At 60.0% G+C, this 21,618-nt stretch carries 22 protein-coding genes; 17 read left to right on the forward strand and 5 right to left on the reverse strand.

Features of this window, described 5'->3' with window-relative positions; genetic code table 11:
• The first annotated feature begins 48 nt into the window (after positions 1 to 48).
• The 6 genes from urtA to ASG35_RS09475 all read left to right on the forward strand — a co-directional run bounded on the left by urtA (position 49) and on the right by ASG35_RS09475 (position 6,800).
• Positions 49 to 1,350 carry an urea ABC transporter substrate-binding protein gene (urtA, locus tag ASG35_RS09450; RefSeq protein ID WP_056355891.1) on the forward strand — a complete coding sequence of 434 codons (1,302 nt, stop codon included), beginning with the start codon at positions 49 to 51 and terminating at the stop codon, positions 1,348 to 1,350.
• Positions 1,351 to 1,443: 93 nt separating this feature from the next.
• The gene (gene urtB, locus ASG35_RS09455) at positions 1,444 to 3,063 is read left to right on the forward strand and encodes an urea ABC transporter permease subunit UrtB (RefSeq protein ID WP_056355892.1); all 1,620 of its coding nucleotides are present in this window, start codon (positions 1,444 to 1,446) and stop codon (positions 3,061 to 3,063) included.
• Between the two features lie 15 nt (positions 3,064 to 3,078).
• Positions 3,079 to 4,269: an urea ABC transporter permease subunit UrtC gene (urtC, locus tag ASG35_RS09460; protein WP_056355894.1), complete on the forward strand. Its 1,191-nt coding sequence runs from the start codon at positions 3,079 to 3,081 to the stop codon at positions 4,267 to 4,269.
• Between the two features lie 56 nt (positions 4,270 to 4,325).
• The gene (urtD, locus tag ASG35_RS09465; protein ID WP_235527499.1) at positions 4,326 to 5,153 is read left to right on the forward strand and encodes an urea ABC transporter ATP-binding protein UrtD; all 828 of its coding nucleotides are present in this window, start codon (positions 4,326 to 4,328) and stop codon (positions 5,151 to 5,153) included.
• Positions 5,154 to 5,188: 35 nt separating this feature from the next.
• Positions 5,189 to 5,881 (forward strand): urea ABC transporter ATP-binding subunit UrtE, encoded by a 693-nt coding sequence (gene urtE, locus ASG35_RS09470; protein WP_056355895.1) that lies wholly within the window; start codon positions 5,189 to 5,191, stop codon positions 5,879 to 5,881.
• Between the two features lie 43 nt (positions 5,882 to 5,924).
• Complete coding sequence (locus ASG35_RS09475; protein ID WP_056355897.1) at positions 5,925 to 6,800, forward strand: urease accessory protein UreD; 876 nt, start codon at positions 5,925 to 5,927, stop codon at positions 6,798 to 6,800.
• A 50-nt stretch (positions 6,801 to 6,850) separates the two neighbouring features.
• Here the strand turns inward: ASG35_RS09475 and ASG35_RS09480 are convergent, their stop codons facing one another.
• Positions 6,851 to 7,609, reverse strand: a complete 759-nt coding sequence (locus ASG35_RS09480) for a DUF5131 family protein (RefSeq protein WP_056355899.1) — start codon at positions 7,607 to 7,609, stop codon at positions 6,851 to 6,853.
• A gap of 48 nt (positions 7,610 to 7,657) precedes the next feature.
• Positions 7,658 to 8,482, reverse strand: coding sequence for a three-Cys-motif partner protein TcmP (locus tag ASG35_RS09485; RefSeq protein ID WP_056355901.1), 825 nt, complete (start codon positions 8,480 to 8,482; stop codon positions 7,658 to 7,660).
• 472 nt (positions 8,483 to 8,954) lie between these two features.
• On the opposite strand from ASG35_RS09485, the gene ASG35_RS09490 reads away from it, so the two are divergent.
• The 11 genes from ASG35_RS09490 (at position 8,955) to ASG35_RS09540 (ending at position 17,647) form a co-directional block, all read left to right on the forward strand.
• Positions 8,955 to 9,758: a transporter substrate-binding domain-containing protein gene (locus tag ASG35_RS09490; protein WP_056355904.1), complete on the forward strand. Its 804-nt coding sequence runs from the start codon at positions 8,955 to 8,957 to the stop codon at positions 9,756 to 9,758.
• 44 nt (positions 9,759 to 9,802) lie between these two features.
• Complete coding sequence (locus ASG35_RS09495) at positions 9,803 to 10,480, forward strand: amino acid ABC transporter permease (RefSeq protein ID WP_056355906.1); 678 nt, start codon at positions 9,803 to 9,805, stop codon at positions 10,478 to 10,480.
• Complete coding sequence (locus ASG35_RS09500) at positions 10,477 to 11,127, forward strand: amino acid ABC transporter permease (RefSeq protein ID WP_056355908.1); 651 nt, start codon at positions 10,477 to 10,479, stop codon at positions 11,125 to 11,127. Before ASG35_RS09495 ends, ASG35_RS09500 begins: the two co-directional genes overlap by 4 nt.
• The gene (locus tag ASG35_RS09505) at positions 11,114 to 11,833 is read left to right on the forward strand and encodes an amino acid ABC transporter ATP-binding protein (protein ID WP_056355909.1); all 720 of its coding nucleotides are present in this window, start codon (positions 11,114 to 11,116) and stop codon (positions 11,831 to 11,833) included. Before ASG35_RS09500 ends, ASG35_RS09505 begins: the two co-directional genes overlap by 14 nt.
• Positions 11,834 to 11,900: 67 nt before the next feature.
• Positions 11,901 to 12,203 carry an urease subunit gamma gene (locus ASG35_RS09510; RefSeq protein WP_056355911.1) on the forward strand — a complete coding sequence of 101 codons (303 nt, stop codon included), beginning with the start codon at positions 11,901 to 11,903 and terminating at the stop codon, positions 12,201 to 12,203.
• Positions 12,204 to 12,234: 31 nt separating this feature from the next.
• Positions 12,235 to 12,540, forward strand: coding sequence for an urease subunit beta (locus tag ASG35_RS09515; RefSeq protein WP_056355913.1), 306 nt, complete (start codon positions 12,235 to 12,237; stop codon positions 12,538 to 12,540).
• Between the two features lie 22 nt (positions 12,541 to 12,562).
• Complete coding sequence (gene ureC, locus ASG35_RS09520; RefSeq protein WP_056355915.1) at positions 12,563 to 14,269, forward strand: urease subunit alpha; 1,707 nt, start codon at positions 12,563 to 12,565, stop codon at positions 14,267 to 14,269.
• A 23-nt stretch (positions 14,270 to 14,292) separates the two neighbouring features.
• A complete protein-coding gene (gene ureE, locus ASG35_RS09525) occupies positions 14,293 to 14,913 on the forward strand; it encodes an urease accessory protein UreE (RefSeq protein WP_056355916.1) in 621 nt (206 codons plus the stop codon).
• Complete coding sequence (locus ASG35_RS09530; RefSeq protein ID WP_056355974.1) at positions 14,900 to 15,580, forward strand: urease accessory protein UreF; 681 nt, start codon at positions 14,900 to 14,902, stop codon at positions 15,578 to 15,580. Before ureE ends, ASG35_RS09530 begins: the two co-directional genes overlap by 14 nt.
• Before the next feature lie 11 nt (positions 15,581 to 15,591).
• Positions 15,592 to 16,242, forward strand: coding sequence for an urease accessory protein UreG (gene ureG / locus ASG35_RS09535; RefSeq protein ID WP_056355919.1), 651 nt, complete (start codon positions 15,592 to 15,594; stop codon positions 16,240 to 16,242).
• A 223-nt stretch (positions 16,243 to 16,465) separates the two neighbouring features.
• A complete protein-coding gene (locus tag ASG35_RS09540) occupies positions 16,466 to 17,647 on the forward strand; it encodes a glycosyltransferase (RefSeq protein ID WP_056355920.1) in 1,182 nt (393 codons plus the stop codon).
• 55 nt (positions 17,648 to 17,702) lie between these two features.
• Here ASG35_RS09540 and waaA read toward each other — a convergent pair whose 3' ends face one another.
• From waaA to waaC, 3 genes are all read right to left on the reverse strand, one after another.
• Positions 17,703 to 19,058 (reverse strand): lipid IV(A) 3-deoxy-D-manno-octulosonic acid transferase, encoded by a 1,356-nt coding sequence (waaA, locus tag ASG35_RS09545; RefSeq protein ID WP_056355922.1) that lies wholly within the window; start codon positions 19,056 to 19,058, stop codon positions 17,703 to 17,705.
• Positions 19,059 to 19,092: 34 nt separating this feature from the next.
• Complete coding sequence (locus tag ASG35_RS09550) at positions 19,093 to 19,977, reverse strand: Kdo hydroxylase family protein (RefSeq protein ID WP_056355924.1); 885 nt, start codon at positions 19,975 to 19,977, stop codon at positions 19,093 to 19,095.
• A 182-nt stretch (positions 19,978 to 20,159) separates the two neighbouring features.
• Positions 20,160 to 21,155, reverse strand: a complete 996-nt coding sequence (waaC, locus tag ASG35_RS09555; RefSeq protein ID WP_056355926.1) for a lipopolysaccharide heptosyltransferase I — start codon at positions 21,153 to 21,155, stop codon at positions 20,160 to 20,162.
• Positions 21,156 to 21,618: the final 463 nt, after the last annotated feature.

The raw sequence follows: 21,618 nt of genomic DNA on the forward strand, positions 1-21,618 counted from the left end.
TCCACCAGACACCCGCTTTAAAACAAACATATCGGCAAGGGGAATTACATGAAACGACGCAGTCTCCTGAAGTTCGGCTCCATGTCGGGCGCGCTCGCGATTGCGGGCCAACTGCCCATTTCAAAAGCGCAAGCCGCCGATACCGGACCGATCAAAGTCGGTGTTCTCCATTCGCTCTCGGGCACGATGGCGATCTCGGAAACATCGCTGAAAGACACTGCGCTGATGACCATCGCCCAGATCAACGCAAGCGGCGGCGTGCTCGGGCGTCAACTCGAACCGGTGGTCGTCGACCCGGCATCGAACTGGCCGCTCTTCGCCGAAAAAGCCCGTCAGTTGATCTCGCAAGACAAAGTGGCTGTGACGTTCGGCTGCTGGACGTCGGTATCGCGTAAATCGGTGTTGCCAGTGTTCGAAGAACTCAACGGCCTGCTCTTCTACCCCGTGCAGTACGAGGGCGAAGAAATGTCGAAGAACGTGTTCTACACGGGCGCAGCGCCGAACCAGCAAGCCATCCCCGCCACCGAATACCTGATGAGCAAGGAAGGCGGCGGCGCCAAGCGCTTCTTCCTGCTTGGCACCGACTACGTTTATCCGCGCACGACGAACAAGATCCTGCGCTCGTTCCTGCACTCGAAGGGTGTGAAGGACGACGACATTCAAGAGGTCTACACGCCGTTCGGCCACGCGGACTATCAGACCATCGTGGCAAATATCAAGACGTTCTCGCAAGGCGGCAAGACCTGCGTGATCTCGACGGTGAACGGCGATTCGAACGTGCCGTTCTATAAGGAACTCGGCAATCAAGGATTGAAAGCGACGGATGTTCCGGTCGTCGCGTTCTCGGTGGGTGAAGAAGAACTGCGCGGTATCGATACAAAACCGTTGGTCGGCAATCTGGCCGCATGGAATTACTTCATGTCGCTGAAGAACCCGGAGAACACGAAGTTCAAGGCGATGTTCGCCGACTGGGTCAAGAAGAACAACTTGCCGGGCGGCACGAAGCGCGTGACGAACGACCCCATGGAAGCTACGTTCGTCGGCATCCACATGTGGAAGCAGGCGGTCGAAAAAGCGAAGAGTACGGATGTGGACAAAGTGCGTGTGGCGATGGTCGGCCAGAAGTTCGCGGCACCTAGCGGCTTCACGCTCGAGATGGACGGCAATCACCATTTGCACAAGCCGGTGATGATCGGCGAAGTGCGTGCCGACGGTCAGTTCAACGTCGTGTGGCGTACGAAGACCGCGATCCGCGCGCAACCGTGGAGCCCGTACATTCCGGGTAACGAGGGCAAGCCGGATGTGGTCAGCTCGATTCCGGAATTCCTGCGCCGCCGTCGCGTTGCATAAGCCTCAGTAAGTATTCAGTCGAAGACCGGACCGCCGCGCTCGAAGCACAAATACAAGAGCGGCGGTTCGCACGTTCTACCTGACAGGCCATTCATGACTGATTCGATTTTTCGCTTCGCTCGCCGTGGCCTCTGCGCAATCCTGATTGCCTGCATGCCGCTGGCCGCGTTCGCCGCGCTGACAGCCGATGACCTCGCGCCCCTCGCCGCCGACGACTTCGATGCCAAATCCGCTGCCATCGACAAGCTGATTGCGAACGCCGATGCACCTTCGGTCGCGGTTCTCAACGCGCTTTCCGACAGCACGCTCGTTGCCACCGACGCCGGCAAGGTGCTGATTCAAACCGACGATGGCAACAAGGACCCGCTGACCAACAAGACGGTGGAAGCGCCCGATGCGCAACCGGTCACATTGAACAATCTGCTGCGCTCGAAGGTGTCTGGCGCGTTGTCCGGATTGCAACTGGCATCGCCGGATATTGAAAAGCGGCGCGCGGCAATCGATGAATTGCTGAAGAACGCCGATCCGTCGATCAAACCGCTCGTCGATAAAGCCCGCGCGCAAGAGACCGATCCCAAGCTTAAAAAGCGCCTCGATACGCTCTGGGCGACGACCGCCCTTCACGATACCGACGCCAACAAGCGCCTCGAAGCCGTGCAACTGGTCGCGGCGCGCCACGACCTGGATATGAACGAACTGTTGCGTCCGATCGTCGTGAAGAACGCCGACGGCACCTTCGCCGAACCCGATGCACGCGTGCGCGCTGCGGCGCAGGCGGGTATAGAAGAGCTCGATTCCATTCAACGGCGCGGACAAGTTGTCGGCACGATCTTCGCGGGTTTATCGCTGGGAAGCGTCTTGTTGCTGGCCGCTTTGGGCCTTGCGATCACGTATGGGTTGATCGGCGTGATCAACATGGCGCACGGCGAATTCCTGATGATCGGCGCGTACGCCACGTATGTGGTCCAGAACCTCGTGCAGCATTACGCGCCCGCCGCGTTCAACTGGTATCCGCTGTTCGCGGTGCCGGTTTCGTTTGCGGCGGCGGCGGTTGTCGGCATCGTGCTCGAACGGCTGGTGTTGAAACATCTGTATGGACGTCCGCTTGAAACGCTGCTGACTACGTTCGGCATCAGCCTGATTCTTATTCAGGCAACGCGCACGATCTTCGGCGCGCAAAACGTCCAGGTGACAAATCCTTCGTGGATGAGCGGCGGCGTGTCGGTCATGCAGAACCTGATCCTGCCTTATAACCGCCTGACGATTCTCGGCTTCTCGCTGGTTGTCGTGCTGCTTGCGTGGGTCGTGCTGACGAAGACGCGGCTTGGCCTTTTTGTTCGCGCCGTCACGCAGAACCGCCGCATGGCGGCGTGCGTCGGCGTGAAGACAGCGCGCGTGGATTCCTATGCGTTCGCGTTCGGCGCGGGCATTGCCGGATTGGGCGGATGCGCGTTGTCGCAGATCGGCAATATCGGACCGGATCTGGGGCAGAGCTACATCATCGATTCATTCATGACGGTCGTGCTTGGCGGCGTCGGGCAACTGGCGGGAACGGTTATCGGCGGATTCGGGCTCGGGCTTGTCAGCAAGACGATCGAGCCGTTCTGGGGCGCGGTGCTCGCGAAGATCGCGGTGCTCGTGCTGATCGTGTTGTTCATCCAGAAGCGTCCTCAGGGCATGTTTGCACTGAAGGGCCGCAGCGCCGAGGTTTGAGATGCGAGGTTCAATGTGAATACACCCAACGTCTCCGCGAATCTCGATGTCGCACCACAGCCCGACGAGCAGGCGAAGCGCGAAGGTTTCGCGCTGGGCCTGCCGCCGCGCGCCGCTCTCTTGCCGCGCGGCGGCTGGATTGCGCTGATTGCGTTCATCATCGCGATGGGCATTTGCGTGCCGATCGCCGCGCTGGTCTTGCCGGAGTCGAGCGCGTTTCATCTCAGCGCTTATTCCATGACGCTCGTCGGCAAGCTGATGTGCTATGCAATCGGCGCTCTGGCGCTGGATCTCGTGTGGGGTTATTGCGGCATTTTAAGTCTCGGCCACGCGCTGTTTTTTGCGCTCGGCGGTTACGCGATGGGCATGTACCTGATGCGTTCGATCGGCCGTGAGGGGAATTATCAGAGCGACCTGCCCGACTTCATGGTGTTCCTCGACTGGCACAAGCTGCCCTGGTACTGGCAAGGCACGGAACATCTCTGGTATGCGTTGCTGCTAGTGATCGTGGTGCCGGGCGTGCTTGCCTGGGTCTTTGGATTCTTCACGTTCCGCTCGCGCGTGAAAGGCGTGTATCTCTCGATCATCACGCAAGCCATGACCTTCGCCGCGATGCTGCTGTTCTATCGCAACGAAACCGGCTTTGGCGGGAATAACGGTTTCACCGATTTCAAGCGCATCGCGGGCTTTCCGATCACGGCGGCCAGCACGCGAACCGTGTTGTTCCTGATGACGCTCGGCGTGCTGATCCTTGCGTTTATCGCGGCGCGTGCAATCGTGACGTCGAAGCTCGGACGCGTTGTAACCGGCGTGCGCGATGGCGAAGCACGGCTCATGTTTCTGGGCTATAGCCCGCTTGCGTACAAGCTGTTCATCTGGACCGTGTCGGCGGTGTTGTGCGGCATCGCGGGCGCGTTGTACGTACCGCAAGTCGGCATCATCAATCCGAACGAGATGTCGCCGGGGAACTCTATCGAAATGGCGATCTGGGTGGCTGTCGGCGGACGCGGGACGTTGATCGGGCCGATCATCGGCGCGTTTGCGGTGAACGGCGCGAAGAGCTTTTTTACCGCGAATTTCCCCGAGTACTGGCTGTTCTTTCTGGGCCTCATTTTCACGCTCGTGCCCTTGTTGCTGCCAAGCGGAATCATGGGTCTTATCGACATGGCGATGCGCAAGAAAAAAGCTGGAGGACATCCACATTGATCACTTCACTCAACTCGCCTGACGCGTACAACGCCTTGATCGTGGACCTGCCGCCGCTGCCCGAACTCAACGAGCGTAACCAGAACGGCATCACGGGCCTGGGCCATGTGCTGGATCCGGGCGCTATCGATGTATCGCACGGCACGATTCTTTATCTCGAAGACGTGACCGTGAGCTTCGACGGTTTTCGGGCGCTGAACAAGCTGACGTTGTCTATCGACGTGGGCGAGTTGCGCTGCGTGATCGGCCCGAATGGCGCGGGTAAAACCACGATGATGGACGTCATCACCGGCAAGACGCGTCCCGATTCGGGCAAGGTTTTTCTCGGCCAGACCTTCGATCTCGCGCGCATGTCGGAGCCGGTTATCGCGCGTACGGGTATTGGCCGCAAGTTCCAGAAACCGACCGTGTTCGAGAATCATCCGGTCTGGGAAAACCTCGAACTCGCGATGAAAACCGACAAGGGATGGCTGGCATCGCTACGATCCAGGCTGGATCGCGAGGCGCAGGCGCGCATAGAAGAAACGCTGGAACTGATCCATCTCGAAGCCGATGCCACGCGATTCGCCGGCGAGTTGTCGCACGGCCAGAAGCAGCGTCTGGAAATCGGCATGTTGCTGATGCAACAGCCGGCTCTGCTTTTACTCGATGAACCCGCCGCCGGCATGACCGATCACGAAACCATGCAACTCGCCGAATTGCTCAACAAGCTGCGCGGCACCTGTTCGATGATGGTCGTCGAGCACGACATGGAATTCGTCGCGGCGCTTTCCGGCGACACCGGCCGCGTGACGGTCATGGCCGAAGGCAGCGTGCTCGCGCACGGCACGCTCGACGAAGTGAAGCGCGACGAGAAAGTGATCGAGTCCTATCTCGGTCGCTGATCGGCCGCTAATCCGGCCAACACGGGAATTCAGAAATGCTCGAAGTCGATTCACTCAACCAGTTCTACGGCGGCAGCCACATTCTTCGCGATGTGAAGATGACCGTGCCCGACGGAAAACTCACCGTATTACTCGGCCGCAACGGCGTTGGCAAGACGACGTTGCTGCGCTGCCTGATGGGCGTCGTCCCCACGAAAAGCGGCACGATTGCATGGCGCGGCGCGAAGATTTCGTCCATGCCCACCTACAAGCGCGTATCGAGCGGACTTGCTTATGTGCCGCAAGGACGCGATATCTTCGGGCGGCTCACCGTCGAAGAAAACTTGCTGGTCGGCGCGGCGAGCCGCAAGGCGCCATCGAAAGTACCGGATCGTATCTACGAACTTTTCCCCGTGCTCAAAGAGATGAAACACCGGCGCGGCGGCGATTTGTCGGGCGGCCAGCAACAGCAACTCGCAATCGGCCGCGCGCTGATGAGCGAACCGCAACTGCTGATTCTCGATGAACCCACCGAAGGCATTCAGCCATCGATCATTCAGGATATCGGGCGCACGTTGCGTCAACTCGTGGATGAAATGGGCATGACCGTGTTGCTCGTCGAGCAGTATTACGACTTTGCGCGCGAGCTCGCCGACCGTTATTGGGTGATGAGCCGCGGCGAGATTGTCGCGGGCGGCGCGGGCGCGGATATGGAAGCCGAAGGCGTGCGGGAGTTGATCGCTGTCTGACGCGCGCCGTAACATGGCGGCTCGCCCCGATCTTTGACGCCTTATGCATCACGAACCTGTCGCTGCACTTTTACCGCTGCCTGACGCCGACGAATGGCACGGCAAGCTCGAACTCGGATTTACGCATCAATCGCCGGCGCGCACGGCGCTGACGCATCGCAAGCATGTCGGTCCGTTGCGCATGCAGCGCGCGCTGTACCCGGAAGGCGACGCCATTTGCCACGCGGTGATCGTGCATCCGCCGGGCGGTGTGGCGGGCGGCGACCGTCTGGCGATAGAAATCAATCTGGCCGCGCAAACCCACGCCGTCATCACCACGCCCGGCGCGACCAAGTGGTACAAGGCGAACGGCAAGCTCGCGACGCAGCGCATCGACATCGAGGTCGGCGCGAACGCGAAACTCGACTGGCTGCCGCAGAACAACATCGTGTTCGAAGCGTCGAACGTATCGCTGGATTTCACGCTGACGCTGGACGAGACGGCAACAGCCATTGGCTGGGACGCGATGCAGCTGGGCCGTCAGGCAGCCGGCGAACGATGGTCGGAGGGAAAGCTCGTTTCCATCGCGCGGATCAGGGACCAGAACGGCCGGCTGCGCTGGTTCGAACGCACGCTGCTCACGGCGGACGATCCGTTGCGTCACGCGCCGCAAGGCCTCGCTAGTTTTCCCGCATACGGCACGCTCTGGGCGCTCGGTCCCGCTTGCGACGACGCGCTAGCCGAATCGATCAGCGCAAACCTTCCGTTCAACAATACAGTTCGCGCCGCCGCATCTTGCGTGGCGCCCGGCGTTCTGATCATCCGAGCGGCGAGTTTATCGATGGAACCGCTTCAGCTTTTGATGACGCAATGCTGGTCAACGTTGCGCCCGATCATTCACGGTATCGATGCAAAACCGTTGCGGCTTTGGACTACGTAACTGCTTACATCGGGGTTAGTAAACAAGTAAGGTCGGCGCCGGGTTCTCAGCTAGACCGCGTGTCGGAAATTTTCCGTGTTCGCCTCGGCGCGCGACTTCCCGTATCGTGGCATCTCGTCGTATGTTCGGCCATTCAATTCTCGACCCGTACGATCTTTGCGCACCCCGCCCCACTGTTTAAAGAAAAATGCCGTTCGAAACGCACGACATTGCTTGCGTATCGACTGCACCCACTCTTCGTTCATTGGACGCGCTCCGCTTCCAGACTCGCCACCAACGATCACCCAATCGATCTCGGACAGGGGCAGTTTGTCGAGTGGTCCAATCAACGGTTCACATGAAAGAAACTTCACTCTCGCCGGAGTGGAGGCTAAATCGACCACGCGTCCAATAACGCGCTCGTCTTCTACACTCACACCCATCCAAACGTTCGGTGGCCAAGGAAGAAGATGTGCCAGTTCCGCCAGGCGAGCCGAGCGTTTAGTAAGGACCTGAAACGTATGCTGCGGGCATTCGACCATGGTCTTAAAGACTGCCTGAATGAATTCAAGCGGAACGTCTTCCTGGAACAGGTCGCTCATGGAATTTACAAAGACTGTTCGCGGCCTTTTCCAGCGTCGAGGTGTATCGATTAAATCGTAATGGAGTGTTGGAGCAAAGCCGTTTTCATAGCGATTGCTACCCATCGCATTTAAGCGCTTCGCCATGCGCTCTGCGTAGCAGTGCTTGCACCCCTGACTGATTTTGATGCAACCCGTCACAGGGTTCCATGTCATCTCAGTCCATTCGATATTTGTGGTTGTGGCCATAAGAGCAGCGGCTATGTGGACGTACCGCAGTATACCGGCGGTACGCCTCTAGAAAAGTGTCTTATTACGTATGTCGCAAGCGTCGCGCCATAGCCTTTCTGCCAGTTCGTGCTTGGTTAGCAAACACAGCCAGTACATTGTCGAATCCTTGCTGTTCCTCACCGGATACATGGTGTCGCAAACTCGAAGACCAGTGGCGTTAACGAGCAACTTCCAATGACCGATGAAAGCTTGACGCATTTCCTGTTTCGATGATTGCTTGCGAATTGTTGAACGCCACTCCGGCGCGAAATTATCCAACGGAGAACTCTCACTGCGAAGCCCAGAGGCAATATTGCGTTGGATATCGCCCGTGCTAAGGTGAACCACGATATCGATTCTTCTCAACCCGGATAATTTCTGAATAATCGAGAAGTGAAGATTACCTGCGTTGTATGGATCAAGTAGTGCGAGATGAAAACCTTGCGGATCAAGTTTTGGAAGAACCCAATCAATAGTACGGTCAGCCCTGCCAACCGTCGAACGCACCGGCGCTCCTAATTTTCGCAGTCTAGCGTCACATGCTTCAAGGAACTTCGGGTCAGCGTCGGCTATGAAAAAGTCTGAAAATGTACCCCGGCGTTGTTGCGCCATATTCCAAGCAGCCAACGGACCGCCATCCGCAAACGCGAACGTGTGCTTTATCTTTACTCGCCCCGTTCCGGCAAACAAATCTATATAGCTACGTTGATATTTGAATCGTTGACGCGCAGCCCAAGACGCATCAATGTATCGTTTAATTATTCGATGCTTTTCTTCCGTAACCCAACGTCCGACTTCCATAACAGGTAATCCATCGTCCGGATCGTAGACGATTTTTGTTGTGCTTGCCAAGGTTGCTCCTGTACTGCTTCGCGGATTAAATTTTAACTGGTCGACGCATCAATTGAGATTTATCGTGCGTCGCTCTCCTAATAATTTTAGAACTAAAGCAAAGCGCTGAAGCGCCAAGTTTGAAGTCCAATTAAGTTGACAAAGTATCACGTGCAACCGTGAACTCCATCTTGAGTAAATTCTTAAAAGCTGCTTTTGGACTAACGATTTTTAGTCATACCCTAGGAAGGCATTATTTCGCGGGACGTGTCCTGCGTACTCGCTCGAGACGCTAACAGACCGAACCCGCACAAACGCACCAAATTCGAGCTTTATTATGTATCACATGTGTGCATGACGTTTCGCGAGGCAACGCAATCCCTTTCCCATCACGGCTCAACGCCGATGGCACGACTCTCGCTTAAATACCTTTCCGACGAGTGCATCCAATAACGATACGCACCGCGCCACACAGCCTCAAGGAAAGCAGACAATGACCAGCACGCTTCGCCGCACCGCCCTCCGTACGATAACCACCGCCCTTCTCGCCGTTCCGGCGCTCGCTTTAACCTCGCTCACCGCTCACGCCGACGCGCTCGACAACATCACCAAAGCCGGCACGCTCAAAGTGGCAGTGCCGGAGGATTACCCGCCATTCGGCGCGGTTGGCGCAGACATGAAGCCGCAAGGTTATGACATCGATATGGCCGCGCTCCTCGCCAAATCGCTCGGCGTGAAGCTGGAACTGGTGCCGGTCAACAGCGCGAACCGCGTGCCGTACCTGACCACGAACAAGGTGGATCTGGTGATTTCATCGCTGGGAAAAACGCCTGATCGCGAGAAGGTCATGGACTTTTCCGCGCCGTACGCGCCGTACTTCCAGGGCGTGTTCGGTCCCGCCGATATCAAGGTGACGAGCCCCGCCGATCTGAACGGCAAGACCGTTGGCGCGACCCGCGGCGCGCTCGAGGAAATCGCGCTCACGCAAATGGCGCCGACCGCGAACATCAAGCGCTTCGAGGACAACAACGCGACCATCCAGGCGTTTCTATCGGGTCAGGTCCAGCTGATCGCGGCGGGCAACATTGTGGCGGCGGCGATCCTTGCGAAGAACCCGCCGCGCCGTCCGGAACCGAAATTCGTGATCAAGAACTCGCCGTGTTTTGTCGGGTTGAACAAGAACGAACCGCGCCTGCTCGCGAAAGTCGATGCCGCCATCGCTCAGTCGAAGAAGGACGGCACGCTCGAAGCCATGTCGCAAAAGTGGTTCAAGGCGCCGCTGCCGGCTGGCCTGTAAACCCGCCCGATTCCCCTGAAGCATAAATAAGAAGGCGCCGGTCAATGGCATATCAACTTCAGTTCGGCGACCTCGGGCAATACGCCGGCATGTTCGCGAGCGGCGCGGCGATCACGCTCGGGCTCACGGCGGTTTCCACCGTACTGGGCCTGACGGTCGGCATTCTCGGCGCCGCGGGCAAAGGCAGCAAGTTCCCGGCGCTGCGGTCGTTCGTGGGCGGCTACGTGGAAGCGATCCGCAATACGCCGTTCATCGTGCAATTGTTCTTTGTGTTCTTCGGGCTGCCGGCGCTCGGGATTCGCATCGATGAATACGTTGCCGCCGTTCTCGCGATGACGCTCAATCTCGGCGCGTATTCAGTCGAGATCATTCGCTCGGGAATTGCAGCGGTGCCGAAGGGACATCTGGAAGCGGCGGCGTCGCTCGCGATGACACGCGGGGAGACCTTCCGGCATGTGGTCTTGCCGCAAGCCATCGCGAAGGTGTTTCCGGCGCTGACCAGCCAGATCGTGATCACCATGCTGGGCTCCGCGGTTGTATCGCAGATCTCGGTGTCCGATCTGACGTACGCGGCGAGCTACATTCAGTCGCGCAACTTCCGCGCATTCGAAACCTACTTCCTGATCACCGCGATGTACCTCGTGATGGCGATCATCCTGCGTTTCCTGCTCAACGAAGCGGGCAAGCGCATGTTCGCGCGCAACATGCGAGGTGCGCGATGATCGAATTTACGTTCGAGCAAATCCTCACCAATCTGCTGCTCGCGGCGCGATGGACCATCGTGCTGTCGATCGTCTCGTTCGTGGCGGGCGGAATCGTGGGCTTCGTGCTGCTCGTGATGCGTGTATCGAGTTCGCGCGTTTTGCGCACTATCGTGAAGATCTACATCGAGATCTTCCAGGGCACGCCGCTCCTGATGCAACTGTTCCTGGTGTTCTTCGGCTTGCCTTTGCTCGGCGTGGAGGTCCAGCCGTGGATTGCAGCTACGGTCGGCCTCACGCTTTTCACGAGCGCGTATCTCGCCGAAATCTGGCGCGGTTGCGTGGAGGCGATTCCGAAAGGCCAATGGGAAGCATCGTCGAGTCTCGCGATGAATTACTTCGAGCAATTGCGCCACGTGATTCTTCCGCAAGCCACGCGCATTGCAATCGGACCGACGGTCGGTTTCGGCGTGCAGGCCGTGAAGGACACGGCGCTCGTCTCGATCATCGGCTTCACCGAACTCACCAAAGCCGGCACGATGATCTCGAACGCGACCTTCCGGCCTTTCGTGGTCTACGGTCTCGTCGCGGTGATCTACTTCGTGCTCTGTTATCCGCTTACCCGCTACGCGCGCACGCTCGAAAGGAAATGGAATGCCGCTCGTTGAAACTCAAAACCTCAAGAAGCAATTCGGCGCGAACCAGGTCCTGAAGGGCATCGATTTTTCGGTGGAACCGGGACAGGTCGTGGCGATCATCGGCCGCAGCGGATCGGGCAAAAGCACCTTGCTGCGAACCTTGAATGGACTGGAAAGCATCGACGAAGGATCCATAGAAATCGATGGCGAACATATCGATGCCCGTCATGCCGACCTGCGCGCATTGCGCTTGAAAGTAGGCATGGTGTTCCAGCAATACAACCTGTTTCCGCATTTGACCGCCGGGCAGAACGTGATGCTCGCGCAAACGGTGGTGAAGAAAGTCCACAAGGCAAAAGCGCGCGCGACGGCCGAGCAAGTGCTCGAACGCGTCGGCCTCGCCGATAAATTCAACGCCTATCCCGAGCAACTTTCCGGCGGACAACAACAGCGCGTGGCAATCGCACGCGCGCTCGCAATGAAACCGACCGTGCTTCTCTGCGATGAAATCACGTCCGCGCTCGATCCCGAACTCGTGGGCGAAGTGCTGGCCGTAGTCGAAAGCCTCGCCGCCGATGGCATGACGCTCATCATGGTCACGCACGAGATGCGTTTTGCACGGCGGGTATCGAACAAGGTGGTGTTCATGCATCAGGGACGCGTGTGGGAAAGCGGCACGCCGGAAGAGATTTTCGAGCGTCCGACGACCATCGAGTTGCGCAAGTTCATCCAATGAAATCGTAGGGTTGCAATGCTAGGATTCTTGCAACAATAACGCCCAATCGAAGAGACGTTCCTATCCCATGAAGCTCACTCACCGCGAAAAAGACAAGCTGCTGATCTTCACCGCCGCATTGCTCGCCGAACGTCGCCGCGCACGCGGGTTGAAGCTCAATTATCCGGAAGCCGTGGCGTTCATCTCGGCCGCGTTGATGGAAGCCGCGCGCGACGGCCGCACGGTCGCCGACGTCATGCACTACGGCACCACCCTTCTCACGCGCGACGACGTCATGGACGGCGTGCCGGAAATGATCCCGGACATCCAGATTGAAGCGACCTTTCCCGACGGCACGAAACTCGTGACCGTTCACCATCCGATTCCCTGAATTTACGTTGAATTCACCGAAGGAGCCGCGCATGATCCCGGGCGAATATCTCATCGACGACGGTGAGCACGAACTCAACGCGGGCCGCGAGACGGTGTCCGTGACGGTATCGAACACGGGCGACCGGCCGGTGCAGGTCGGCTCGCATTTTCATTTCTTCGAAGTCAATACGGCGCTCATGTTCGACCGCAAAACAGCACGCGGTTTCCGGCTGAACATTGCATCGGGTACGGCTGTGCGCTTCGAGCCGGGCCAGGAACGCACGGTCGAACTCGTGGCGCTCGCCGGCGATCGCAAAGTGTATGGCTTCAACGGCCTCGTGATGGGTCCGCTTTGATCTCAACTTCAGGATTCTTGAAATGACGCTACGCATCGGACGCCGCGCCTACGCGGAGATGTTCGGCCCGACCACCGGCGACCGCGTGCGTCTCGCCGATACCGACCTGCTGATCGAAGTCGAACGCGACTTCACCACGTATGGCGAAGAGGTGAAGTTCGGCGGCGGCAAGGTGATTCGCGACGGCATGGGCCAGTCGCAACGCGATCATGCCGACGTAGTCGATACGGTCGTGACAAACGCGCTGATCCTCGATTACTGGGGTGTCGTGAAGGCGGATATCGGCATCAAGAATGGGCGCGTTTTTGCTATCGGCAAGGCGGGTAATCCGGACATTCAATCGGGCGTGACGATCGCGATTGGCGCCGCCACCGAGGTGATCGCCGGCGAAGGCATGATCGTGACGGCTGGGGGTATCGACTCGCATATTCACTTCATCAGCCCGCAACAAATCGATGAAGCACTGGCTTCCGGCGTGACCACCATGCTCGGCGGCGGCACGGGTCCCGCGACCGGCACGAACGCGACGACGTGCACGCCGGGCCCGTGGCATCTGGAACGCATGCTGCAAGCCGCCGATGGCTGGCCGGTGAACCTCGGCTTTCTCGGCAAGGGCAACGTGAGCGTGCCGGCGCCTGCGATCGAGCAGATCAAGGCCGGTGCAATTGGTTTGAAGCTGCATGAGGATTGGGGCACGACGCCGGCGGCCATCGACAATTGTCTATCCGTTGCCGACGATACCGATACGCAAGTCGCCATCCACACGGACACGCTGAACGAAGCGGGTTTCGTGGAGACGACGGTCGCCGCGTTCAAGGGCCGCACGATCCACACGTATCACACCGAAGGCGCCGGCGGCGGCCATGCGCCGGACATCATCAAGGTTTGCGGCGAATCGAACGTGCTGCCGTCGTCGACGAATCCAACGCGTCCGTACACCATCAACACGCTCGATGAACATCTCGACATGCTGATGGTCTGCCATCACCTGGATCCATCGATTGCCGAAGATATTGCGTTCGCCGAATCGCGCATCCGCCGCGAGACGATTGCCGCCGAAGACATTCTGCATGACCTCGGCGCGCTGTCCATGCTGTCGTCCGATTCGCAAGCGATGGGACGCGTTGGCGAAGTCGTCATGCGCACGTGGCAAACCGCGCACAAGATGAAAACGCAGCGGGGCGCGCTGCCCGAGGACTCGTCGCGCAACGATAATTTCCGCGCGAAACGCTACGTTGCCAAGTACACGATCAACCCGGCGATCACGCATGGCATCGCGCACGAAGTGGGTTCCATCGAGCCGGGAAAGTGGGCCGATCTCGTGTTCTGGGAACCGGCGTTCTTCGGCGTGAAACCCGCGATGATTCTGAAGGGCGGCATGATCGCGGTGGCACAAATGGGCGATCCGAACGCCTCCATTCCCACGCCGCAGCCGGTGCATTATCGCGAGATGTTCGCCACGCGCGGCGGGGCGCTCGGCAAGACATCGCTGACATTCGTTTCACAGATGGCGCTGGATAATGGCATCGGCGAAAAGTATGGCCTGAAGAAAAACGTGGTCGCCGTGAAAAACTGCCGGAACATCTCGAAGGCCGACATGATTCACAATGCGTACATGCCGTCGATTACCGTCGATCCCGAAACGTACCAGGTCGTAGCCGACGGCCAGTTGCTCACGTGCGAGCCGGCAACCGTATTGCCAATGGCGCAGCGCTACTTCCTATTCTGAATTTGATCGAACCCGAGACTCGAATGCGCACTATCGACAAACGTATCGAAGCGAAACTGGCCGCGCCGCTGATCAAGCGCGCGCCGACACTCACCCTCGCCTTCGATGACCGCTGCAAAAGCCGCCTTGCCGCCACGCTGGATAACGGTGAAGAAGTGGCGCTTGTCCTGCCGCGCGGCACGGTGCTGCGCGACGGCGATATCCTCATTGCCGACGACGGCGGCCTGGTTCGCGTGATCGCGGCGCAGCAAGACGTGCTGGTCGTGCACGCGCATGATCCGGTGACATTGACGCGCGCTGCGTATCATTTGGGCAATCGCCACACGCCCGTTGAAGTCGCTGCCGGCCAGTTGAAACTGGAAGCCGATCCCGTGCTGGAAGACATGCTGAAGCGCCTCGGCGCGCACGTCGATCACGCGCTAGCGCCGTTCCAGCCGGAAACGGGCGCGTACGGCGGCGGTCACAAGCACGGCCACGACGAAACCTTCGTGGAAGACTACGCACTCGCGCAGAAAGTCTTCGATGACCATCACGGCCATTCGCACGATCACGATCACGGCCACAACCACGGCCACGATCACGGCGACCATTCGCAGTGCTCGCACGGGCATGAAGGTCACGACCACGGTCATGCGCACCGCTGAGCTCACGGCGCTGCTGCATCTGGCGTCGCCGGCGTTGCCTATCGGCGCGTTCAGTTACTCGCAGGGTCTGGAATCCGCGATAGAACACGGTTTTATCCACGATGGCGACAGCGCCCGCGACTGGATCGCAAGCGGCCTGACAAACGTTCTGGCGCGCGGCGAGCTGCCGTTTCTCGCGCATCAAATGCAACGCTGGCACGCGCATGAAGCGTACGAACTGACTCGCGCCGATGAAGAATTCCTCGCCAGCCGGGAATCGGCCGAACTGCGCCGCGAGACGCAGCAAATGGGCTGGTCGCTCGCGCAGTTGTGCACGCAACTCGAATGGGGCGATCCGGCGCGCCTCGCCACGCTGAACGCGATCAAACCGATTTCCCAGCCGACAGCGTTTGCTTTCGCCGCCTTTACCCACGATGCCGCGCCCGACGCCGCCCTCGCCGCCTACGCCTTCGCGTGGGTGGAAAATCAGGCGGCAGCGGCGCTGAAAGCCGTACCGCTCGGACAGATCGCGGGACAACGGATCATCGTGGCGCTGCGCGTTGCGATCGATCGAGCGGTCGAACGCGCGCTGGCTACTTCGCCCGGCGAAATCAACACCTTCGCGCCGCAACTCGGCATTCTTTCCGCGCGCCACGAATCCCAATATTCGCGCTTATTTCGCTCCTGATCCAAAACGCCATGAATGCACCTGTTTATTCCGCCGCCGCCCGCCGCACCAAAAAACTGCCACCGCTGCGCGTGGGCGTGGGCGGCCCGGTCGGTTCCGGCAAGACCACGCTGCTCGAAATGCTCTGCAAGGCGATGCGCGATAAATACGATCTCGTCGCCATCACCAACGACATCTACACGAAAGAAGACCAGCGCTTGCTCACCGTGGCAGGCGCGTTGCCGGCCGAACGCATCATGGGCGTGGAAACGGGCGGCTGCCCGCACACGGCCATTCGCGAAGACGCGTCCATCAACCTGGAAGCCGTCGACCAGATGATCGAACGCTTTCCGGACGCGGATATCGTGTTCATCGAATCTGGCGGGGACAATCTGGCCGCCACGTTCAGCCCGGAATTGTCGGACCTGACCATCTACGTAATCGATGTCGCCGGCGGAGAAAAAATCCCGCGCAAGGGCGGCCCGGGCATCACGAAATCCGATTTGCTGGTGATCAACAAGATCGATCTCGCGCCGTACGTGGGCGCAAATCTCGACATCATGGCCTCCGACGCCAAAAAGATGCGCGGCGAACGACCGTTCGTGATGAGCAACCTGAAGGCGCTCGACGGGCTCGACCAGGTGGTGAGTTTTATCGAGAAGAAGGGTTTGCTGAGCGTTTGACACCGTAAAACGGTGTAAGGTGAATCAAAGCTGCGGCGGTGAACCTGCGTCCGCTTGTGCGAGTGCGATAGGATATTGCCTTAATTATTCCTATGGCTTTTCGCCAGTAACCGGGAGAATTCAGATCGACAGTCCCGCCGATACCGCCGTCATACTGGAACGAGCTTCCGTGGCCTCTAGCGCGCCCCGAACGCCCGTCGAGGCATCCTTGCGCCGTGTTTCCGTGCTTTTTCACGTCGCGGATTTCAACGACGGCGGCATCGAAACCTCGCTGATGCAGTGGTTGCGGATCTTCGACCGCGCGCGCTTTGCGGTGACGCTTTCGGTGATGTTTTCATCGCCCGCGTTCGAACAGCGCTTTCGCGCGCAGATTCCCGCGGACGTGAACGTCGAGATTCTCACCAACAAACCCTGGCTCAACACGTTTCAGAAGCACCGCTACGCGCATACGCTGAGCAAGCTCGGCCGCGTTGGCCGCGATGTCTTCAACACGCTCGCCGTGCGCCCTTATGTGAAAGCGCGCGTGGCCGAACTGGCGCAGCGCCACGAAATCATCATCGACTTCGACATGTCCTTGCGCCGGCTTGCCGGCCGTTTCGGCACGACGTGGCTCGGCGTGAATCACTTCAGTTTCGATGCCCGGCTCGGCGGCCGGCGCCGGAAAATGAAGCGCATGCTCACGCAATATGGCCGTTACGACGGTATCGCGGCGCTGAACCGGCATATGGCCGAGGAAGCGACCGCGCTCTTCGATGGCCATCTGCGAAACGTATTCGTGCTGCCGAATGCCATCGATATAGACCGGATTCGAGAGAACGCAGCGGCCCAGGAAGCGCCGCCGTGCGCCGGGCCGTATATCGTCTCGGTGGCTCGGCTCGATGAAATACAGAAGGATCACCGGACCTTGCTGCGCGCTTATGCGCAACTCGCCGCCACGCATGAAGACGCGTTGAAGGAAGACCTCGTGATCGTCGGCGATGGCGGGTTTCGCGCGGAACTGGAAGCGCTCGCGGCCGAGTTGGGCGTGGAGAAACGTGTGCATTTCACGGGGTATCGGAACAATCCGCACGCGGTGGTCGCGGGTGCAAGCGCTCTGGTGCTGAGTTCGCGCTACGAAGGCATGCCGATGGTCCTGCTTGAAGCGCTCGCGCTTGGCAAGCCGGTGATATCGACGGATTGCCCGACTGGACCGCGCGAGATTCTCGACGATGGCAAGTTCGGACTGCTCGTTCCTGTCGGCGATGTGGACGCAATGGCGCAAGCGATTTCGCGCTTGTTGCTGGATGACACGTTGCGCGACGGTTTCACGCGCACGGCGTTGGGACGCGCGCGGGAATACGGGCTCGAGGCCAGCAACGCGCGGTTTGTGGTGTGTTTGGAGCGGTTGCTGGCGGGACGGGGTTAGCGGGGCCGCTAACGCGGCTGGATGGATGGACCGGGAAGAACCGGGAAGAACCGTTTCAGGCCGGATCGTGTATTGAAAAGCCGTTTCCTGCTTCCTCGGCGTTTGTCCGCAACAAAACCCCCAACGCCTCAACCGTCCTCGCCGTCGCGCCCCGATGCTTCGCCGCGAACGCCGATGCCGCCGCGCTCATTGCCTGGCGGCGGGGTTTATCGGTGAAAAGATCGCGCAGGCCGCGCGCCAACGCCGCCGGATCGCTCACCCGCAACGCCGCGCCTTCCGCAATTGCGTCGTTGGTCGCCTGCGTGAAATTGAAGGTATGCGGCCCGATCAGCACCGGCACGCCCGCCGCGCACGCCTCGATCAAATTCTGGCCGCCAAGCGGCAACAAACTCCCGCCGATAAACGCCACATCCGACGCCGCGTAGTACGCGCCGAGCTCGCCCATGGAGTCCCCGAGAAGAACGTTGATATCCGCGGGCAAAGGCGGCGCGGCATCGATACCCGATCCAGCCGCCGCCGCGCGTCCTGCCCACGTCGAGCGCCGCACGTGGTTCAGCGCGGCGCCGTTGACCAACGTGGCGACTTCATCGAAACGTTGCGGATGGCGTGGCACGAGAATCAGCAAAGCGTCCGGCAAGTGCGTTCGAAGCGCGGTAAATGCCTGCAGCACAAGCGCCTCCTCGCCTTCGCGCGTGCTCGCCGCCACCCACACCGGCCGGCCGCCAATCGCAGCGCGCCACGCATGGCCGCGCGCGGCGAGTTCGGGCGGTGCGGACATATCGAACTTGAGGTTGCCGAGCACCGCGATGTTGCGCGCGCCCAGCGCGCCGAGGCGTTCGGCGTCGGACGGAGTCTGGGCCAGCACGCGCGTAAAACCGCCGAACACTTCGCGCGTCGCACTACCGAACTTCGCCGCGCGCTTGAACGAACGCGCCGACATGCGCGCGTTCGTCAGCACCAGCGGCACGCCGGCGCGCTTGCATTCATCGATCAAAGTCGGCCAGACCTCCGTCTCCATCACGATTCCAAGCGACGGCCGCCACGCACGCAAAAATCGCCGCACGAGCGACGGTGAATCGTAGGGAAGATAACTGCGCGATACACGCTCGCCGAACAACTGCTCGCCGGTCGCGCGGCCGCTCGGCGTCATGTGCGTGAGAAGAATGCGGGCATCGGGAAACGCGCGCTGCAACGCCTCGATCAGGGGTTGCGCCGCGCGCGTCTCGCCAACCGATACCGCGTGAACCCAGATCAGCGGCGAAAGATCATCGCCACGACGCGCGGGGCCGAAACCAAACCGCTCGCCAATATGCTCGCGATACCCGCGCTCCCGTCGCGAGCGGATCAAAAGCCGCAGCACGGCGAGCGGCGCGACAATCCACCATAACGCGCGATACACGAGCCTCAGCATCGGCGGCCTTTTGATGGCTGAAGCCGGGCGGCGCTCAAACCAGCGCCCTTCCCTTCAGGCGCTGCAAAATGCCGAGCGGCGCGCATTCGGGCTGCACCATCGCGCCCACGGGAAGGAAAAAGGTCTGTTCCATCATGTACTGTCCGGACATCACGGCGTGAGAGGTTTGATCGGAGAAACACACCCACACGCAGCCTGGCGGAAACGGCATTTCTTCTTGCGGCGATGTTTTCTGATAACCAATATCCGCTTTCATTGCGTCATGCAGATGCAGCATCAAGTGATCGTATTCGCTGCGCGGCGTCTTGGTGATTTTCAGCAGGTTCATGAGCCATGCCGAGCCTGGAACCGGCGATTTTATCGATGGCAGAAAGCGTTTCGCCATCTCCTCGAACGGTTCGCCGACACGCCACACGCGCGGCGCGCCATCGGGATTCACGTTGGTGAATACGCGCAGGATGCGTTCGCCGTAATTGGGCCGTGAGGGGAACGCATCGACGTGAAGGCGGCTGTCGTCCTTGCGCCAGGATGTCTCGCGCGTTTCCACGCGATGCAGCCGCAAACTTGTCGGCGCGACGCGCAACTTGCCGCGATATTCGGGGAACAGGCCATCCACGAGCGAGCGTGCGTTCGCCTGATAGCGGGCGACCAGCGCGCGCACGGCCGATTGCGTGACGGCGTCGCCGAGCACGCCGGCGAGCGCGCCGCCATTCGGCGCCAGGCTGATGTTCTTGCGCTGGGGATCGGCGACTTTAGGGTCGAGCAGCGCGCGCTCGCCGCCTTCCACGGCGAACGCGAGGTTCGGAAAGTACAGCACCTTGCCGCGCTCGACGCCGGCCAGCAACGCCTCGCGCGGCACGGAGAGCTGTTGGCCCTGCCAGTCGGCGGAAGCGACTTCGATAATTTGAGATTCGGTCATGAGCCTTCGATTATTTGGATGAGCGAGTGAACGGTCGGCAGGTCAACGTGCCTCCATTCGACGAACGAGCCGCATTTTCGCTCAAACCGGCCGCAAATACCGCAGCCTGAAACGCCGCGGATTGACAGGCCTCAAGGGCCCGGCCATCAGTGCCGCACACGCTCAGACCTCGTAGCAATCTGTCACAGCAACCCGAAGCTTGCGAGCGTCGCCTTGACCTGCTGCAAGGTCGGATGCTGACCGGCGCTGCCGAGATTCACCACACGCGGCGACCAGTAACCGCCTGTGCGCCACGCGGTCGAGAAATTGTACAACTCGATGGTCGGCCGCTTGAGCGCCGCCGCAATGTGCACGAGTCCCGTGTCCACGCCGACCGTCGCCGCGGCGCCATCGATCAAACCGACCACCGCCGGCAGCGACAATTTTGGCGGCACGACGGCGGCTGCGCCGAATTCTTTTGCCAGTTTCTCGCTCGTTTCGCGTTCGGCGTCGCTGCCCCACGGCAACACGATCGATACCCCGCGGCGGATCAATGACTGGCCGAGTTCGATCCAGGCGGTATCGGGCCATTGTTTATCGGCGCGAGACGTGGCGTGGACGAACACCACGTAGGGCACCGGCAAGTTCAGATCCGCTTGCGACAACGCGAGCGCGGCGCGGCGTGTGTCCAGACCGAATTCGATCTTGTCCGTCGGTTCCGGGCGTGGGTCGCCGAGTGCGGCGGCGACCAGTTGACGCGTGCGTTCGACCACGTGTGTGCGTGCATCTATGGGGATGCGTTTGTTGTAGAAGAAACGCACTGGCCATTCGTAGCCGGCGCCGTCGGTCCGGTTTCCGAGTCCGACGAGCGTGCCGCGCGCCCAGCTCGCGACCCAGGCGGTCTTGATGAGCCCTTGGCAATCGATGACCAGATCGTAGTTTTCGGCGGCGAGGGTTTGCCGGAAGCGGCGAATTTCGCGCCAGTTATCGAGGGAGAGGAAGCGTTTGCGCCAGCGCCGCAGCGAGAACGGGATGGCGCGACGCACGCCGTCGACGAGTTCGACGAGGCCGGTGAAGCTTTCTTCGACTAGCCAGTCGATTTGGGCGTTGGGGTGCAGGCGCCGGATATCGGCGATGGCTGGCATGTTGTGGACGACATCACCGAGGGATGACACCCTGACAATCAAGATCTTTTGCACGCTGGACGGGGGAGGTTTTTTTTATGGAGCGGGCGGGGTTGGCGCTGGCGCTTGGGTGAGTGTTTTGTAGCGGTTGGACGGGTGTTTTGTAGTGGTCGGACGAGTTTTTGTAGCGGTCGGGGTTGATGCCGGGTTGCTGCTGCTTAGGCCTTCACGGGTTCTGTCTTAGCTGATCTCTTTATCACTATTAGCCACTGTCCGTGGCGGGACTTCATTTCTTTGTCCAACGGCGACAAAGAAACGAAGCAAAGAAAACGCCTCTCCACCGCTAATTCTTAAGTGTCCGTGGCGGGACTTCATTTCTTTGTCCAACGGCGACAAAGAAACGAAGCAAAGAAAACGCCTCTCCACCGCTAATTCTTAAGTGTCCACAGCGTGCAACGACAACTGTGTGGCACGCAAGAAGCACCCTCAGCGCATAACCCAGACCAGTTGAAACCCTCCCCCTCCGGCAACAGATACC

This window comes from Burkholderia sp. Leaf177 (assembly GCF_001424345.1).
Classification (GTDB): domain Bacteria; phylum Pseudomonadota; class Gammaproteobacteria; order Burkholderiales; family Burkholderiaceae; genus Caballeronia.

What these genes read in the sequence shown, in the direction of transcription:
- urtA (WP_056355891.1), top strand. Translation starts at nt 49, where the DNA reads ATGAAACGACGCAGTCTCCTGAAGTTCGGCTCCATGTCGGGCGCGCTC.
- urtB (WP_056355892.1), top strand. Translation starts at nt 1,444, where the DNA reads ATGACTGATTCGATTTTTCGCTTCGCTCGCCGTGGCCTCTGCGCAATC.
- urtE (WP_056355895.1), top strand. Translation starts at nt 5,189, where the DNA reads ATGCTCGAAGTCGATTCACTCAACCAGTTCTACGGCGGCAGCCACATT.
- ASG35_RS09475 (WP_056355897.1), top strand. Translation starts at nt 5,925, where the DNA reads ATGCATCACGAACCTGTCGCTGCACTTTTACCGCTGCCTGACGCCGAC.
- ASG35_RS09480 (WP_056355899.1), bottom strand. Translation starts at nt 7,609, where the DNA reads ATGGCCACAACCACAAATATCGAATGGACTGAGATGACATGGAACCCT.
- ASG35_RS09490 (WP_056355904.1), top strand. Translation starts at nt 8,955, where the DNA reads ATGACCAGCACGCTTCGCCGCACCGCCCTCCGTACGATAACCACCGCC.
- ASG35_RS09495 (WP_056355906.1), top strand. Translation starts at nt 9,803, where the DNA reads ATGGCATATCAACTTCAGTTCGGCGACCTCGGGCAATACGCCGGCATG.
- ASG35_RS09500 (WP_056355908.1), top strand. Translation starts at nt 10,477, where the DNA reads ATGATCGAATTTACGTTCGAGCAAATCCTCACCAATCTGCTGCTCGCG.
- ASG35_RS09505 (WP_056355909.1), top strand. Translation starts at nt 11,114, where the DNA reads ATGCCGCTCGTTGAAACTCAAAACCTCAAGAAGCAATTCGGCGCGAAC.
- ASG35_RS09510 (WP_056355911.1), top strand. Translation starts at nt 11,901, where the DNA reads ATGAAGCTCACTCACCGCGAAAAAGACAAGCTGCTGATCTTCACCGCC.
- ASG35_RS09515 (WP_056355913.1), top strand. Translation starts at nt 12,235, where the DNA reads ATGATCCCGGGCGAATATCTCATCGACGACGGTGAGCACGAACTCAAC.
- ureC (WP_056355915.1), top strand. Translation starts at nt 12,563, where the DNA reads ATGACGCTACGCATCGGACGCCGCGCCTACGCGGAGATGTTCGGCCCG.
- ureE (WP_056355916.1), top strand. Translation starts at nt 14,293, where the DNA reads ATGCGCACTATCGACAAACGTATCGAAGCGAAACTGGCCGCGCCGCTG.
- ASG35_RS09530 (WP_056355974.1), top strand. Translation starts at nt 14,900, where the DNA reads ATGCGCACCGCTGAGCTCACGGCGCTGCTGCATCTGGCGTCGCCGGCG.
- ureG (WP_056355919.1), top strand. Translation starts at nt 15,592, where the DNA reads ATGAATGCACCTGTTTATTCCGCCGCCGCCCGCCGCACCAAAAAACTG.
- waaA (WP_056355922.1), bottom strand. Translation starts at nt 19,058, where the DNA reads ATGCTGAGGCTCGTGTATCGCGCGTTATGGTGGATTGTCGCGCCGCTC.
- ASG35_RS09550 (WP_056355924.1), bottom strand. Translation starts at nt 19,977, where the DNA reads ATGACCGAATCTCAAATTATCGAAGTCGCTTCCGCCGACTGGCAGGGC.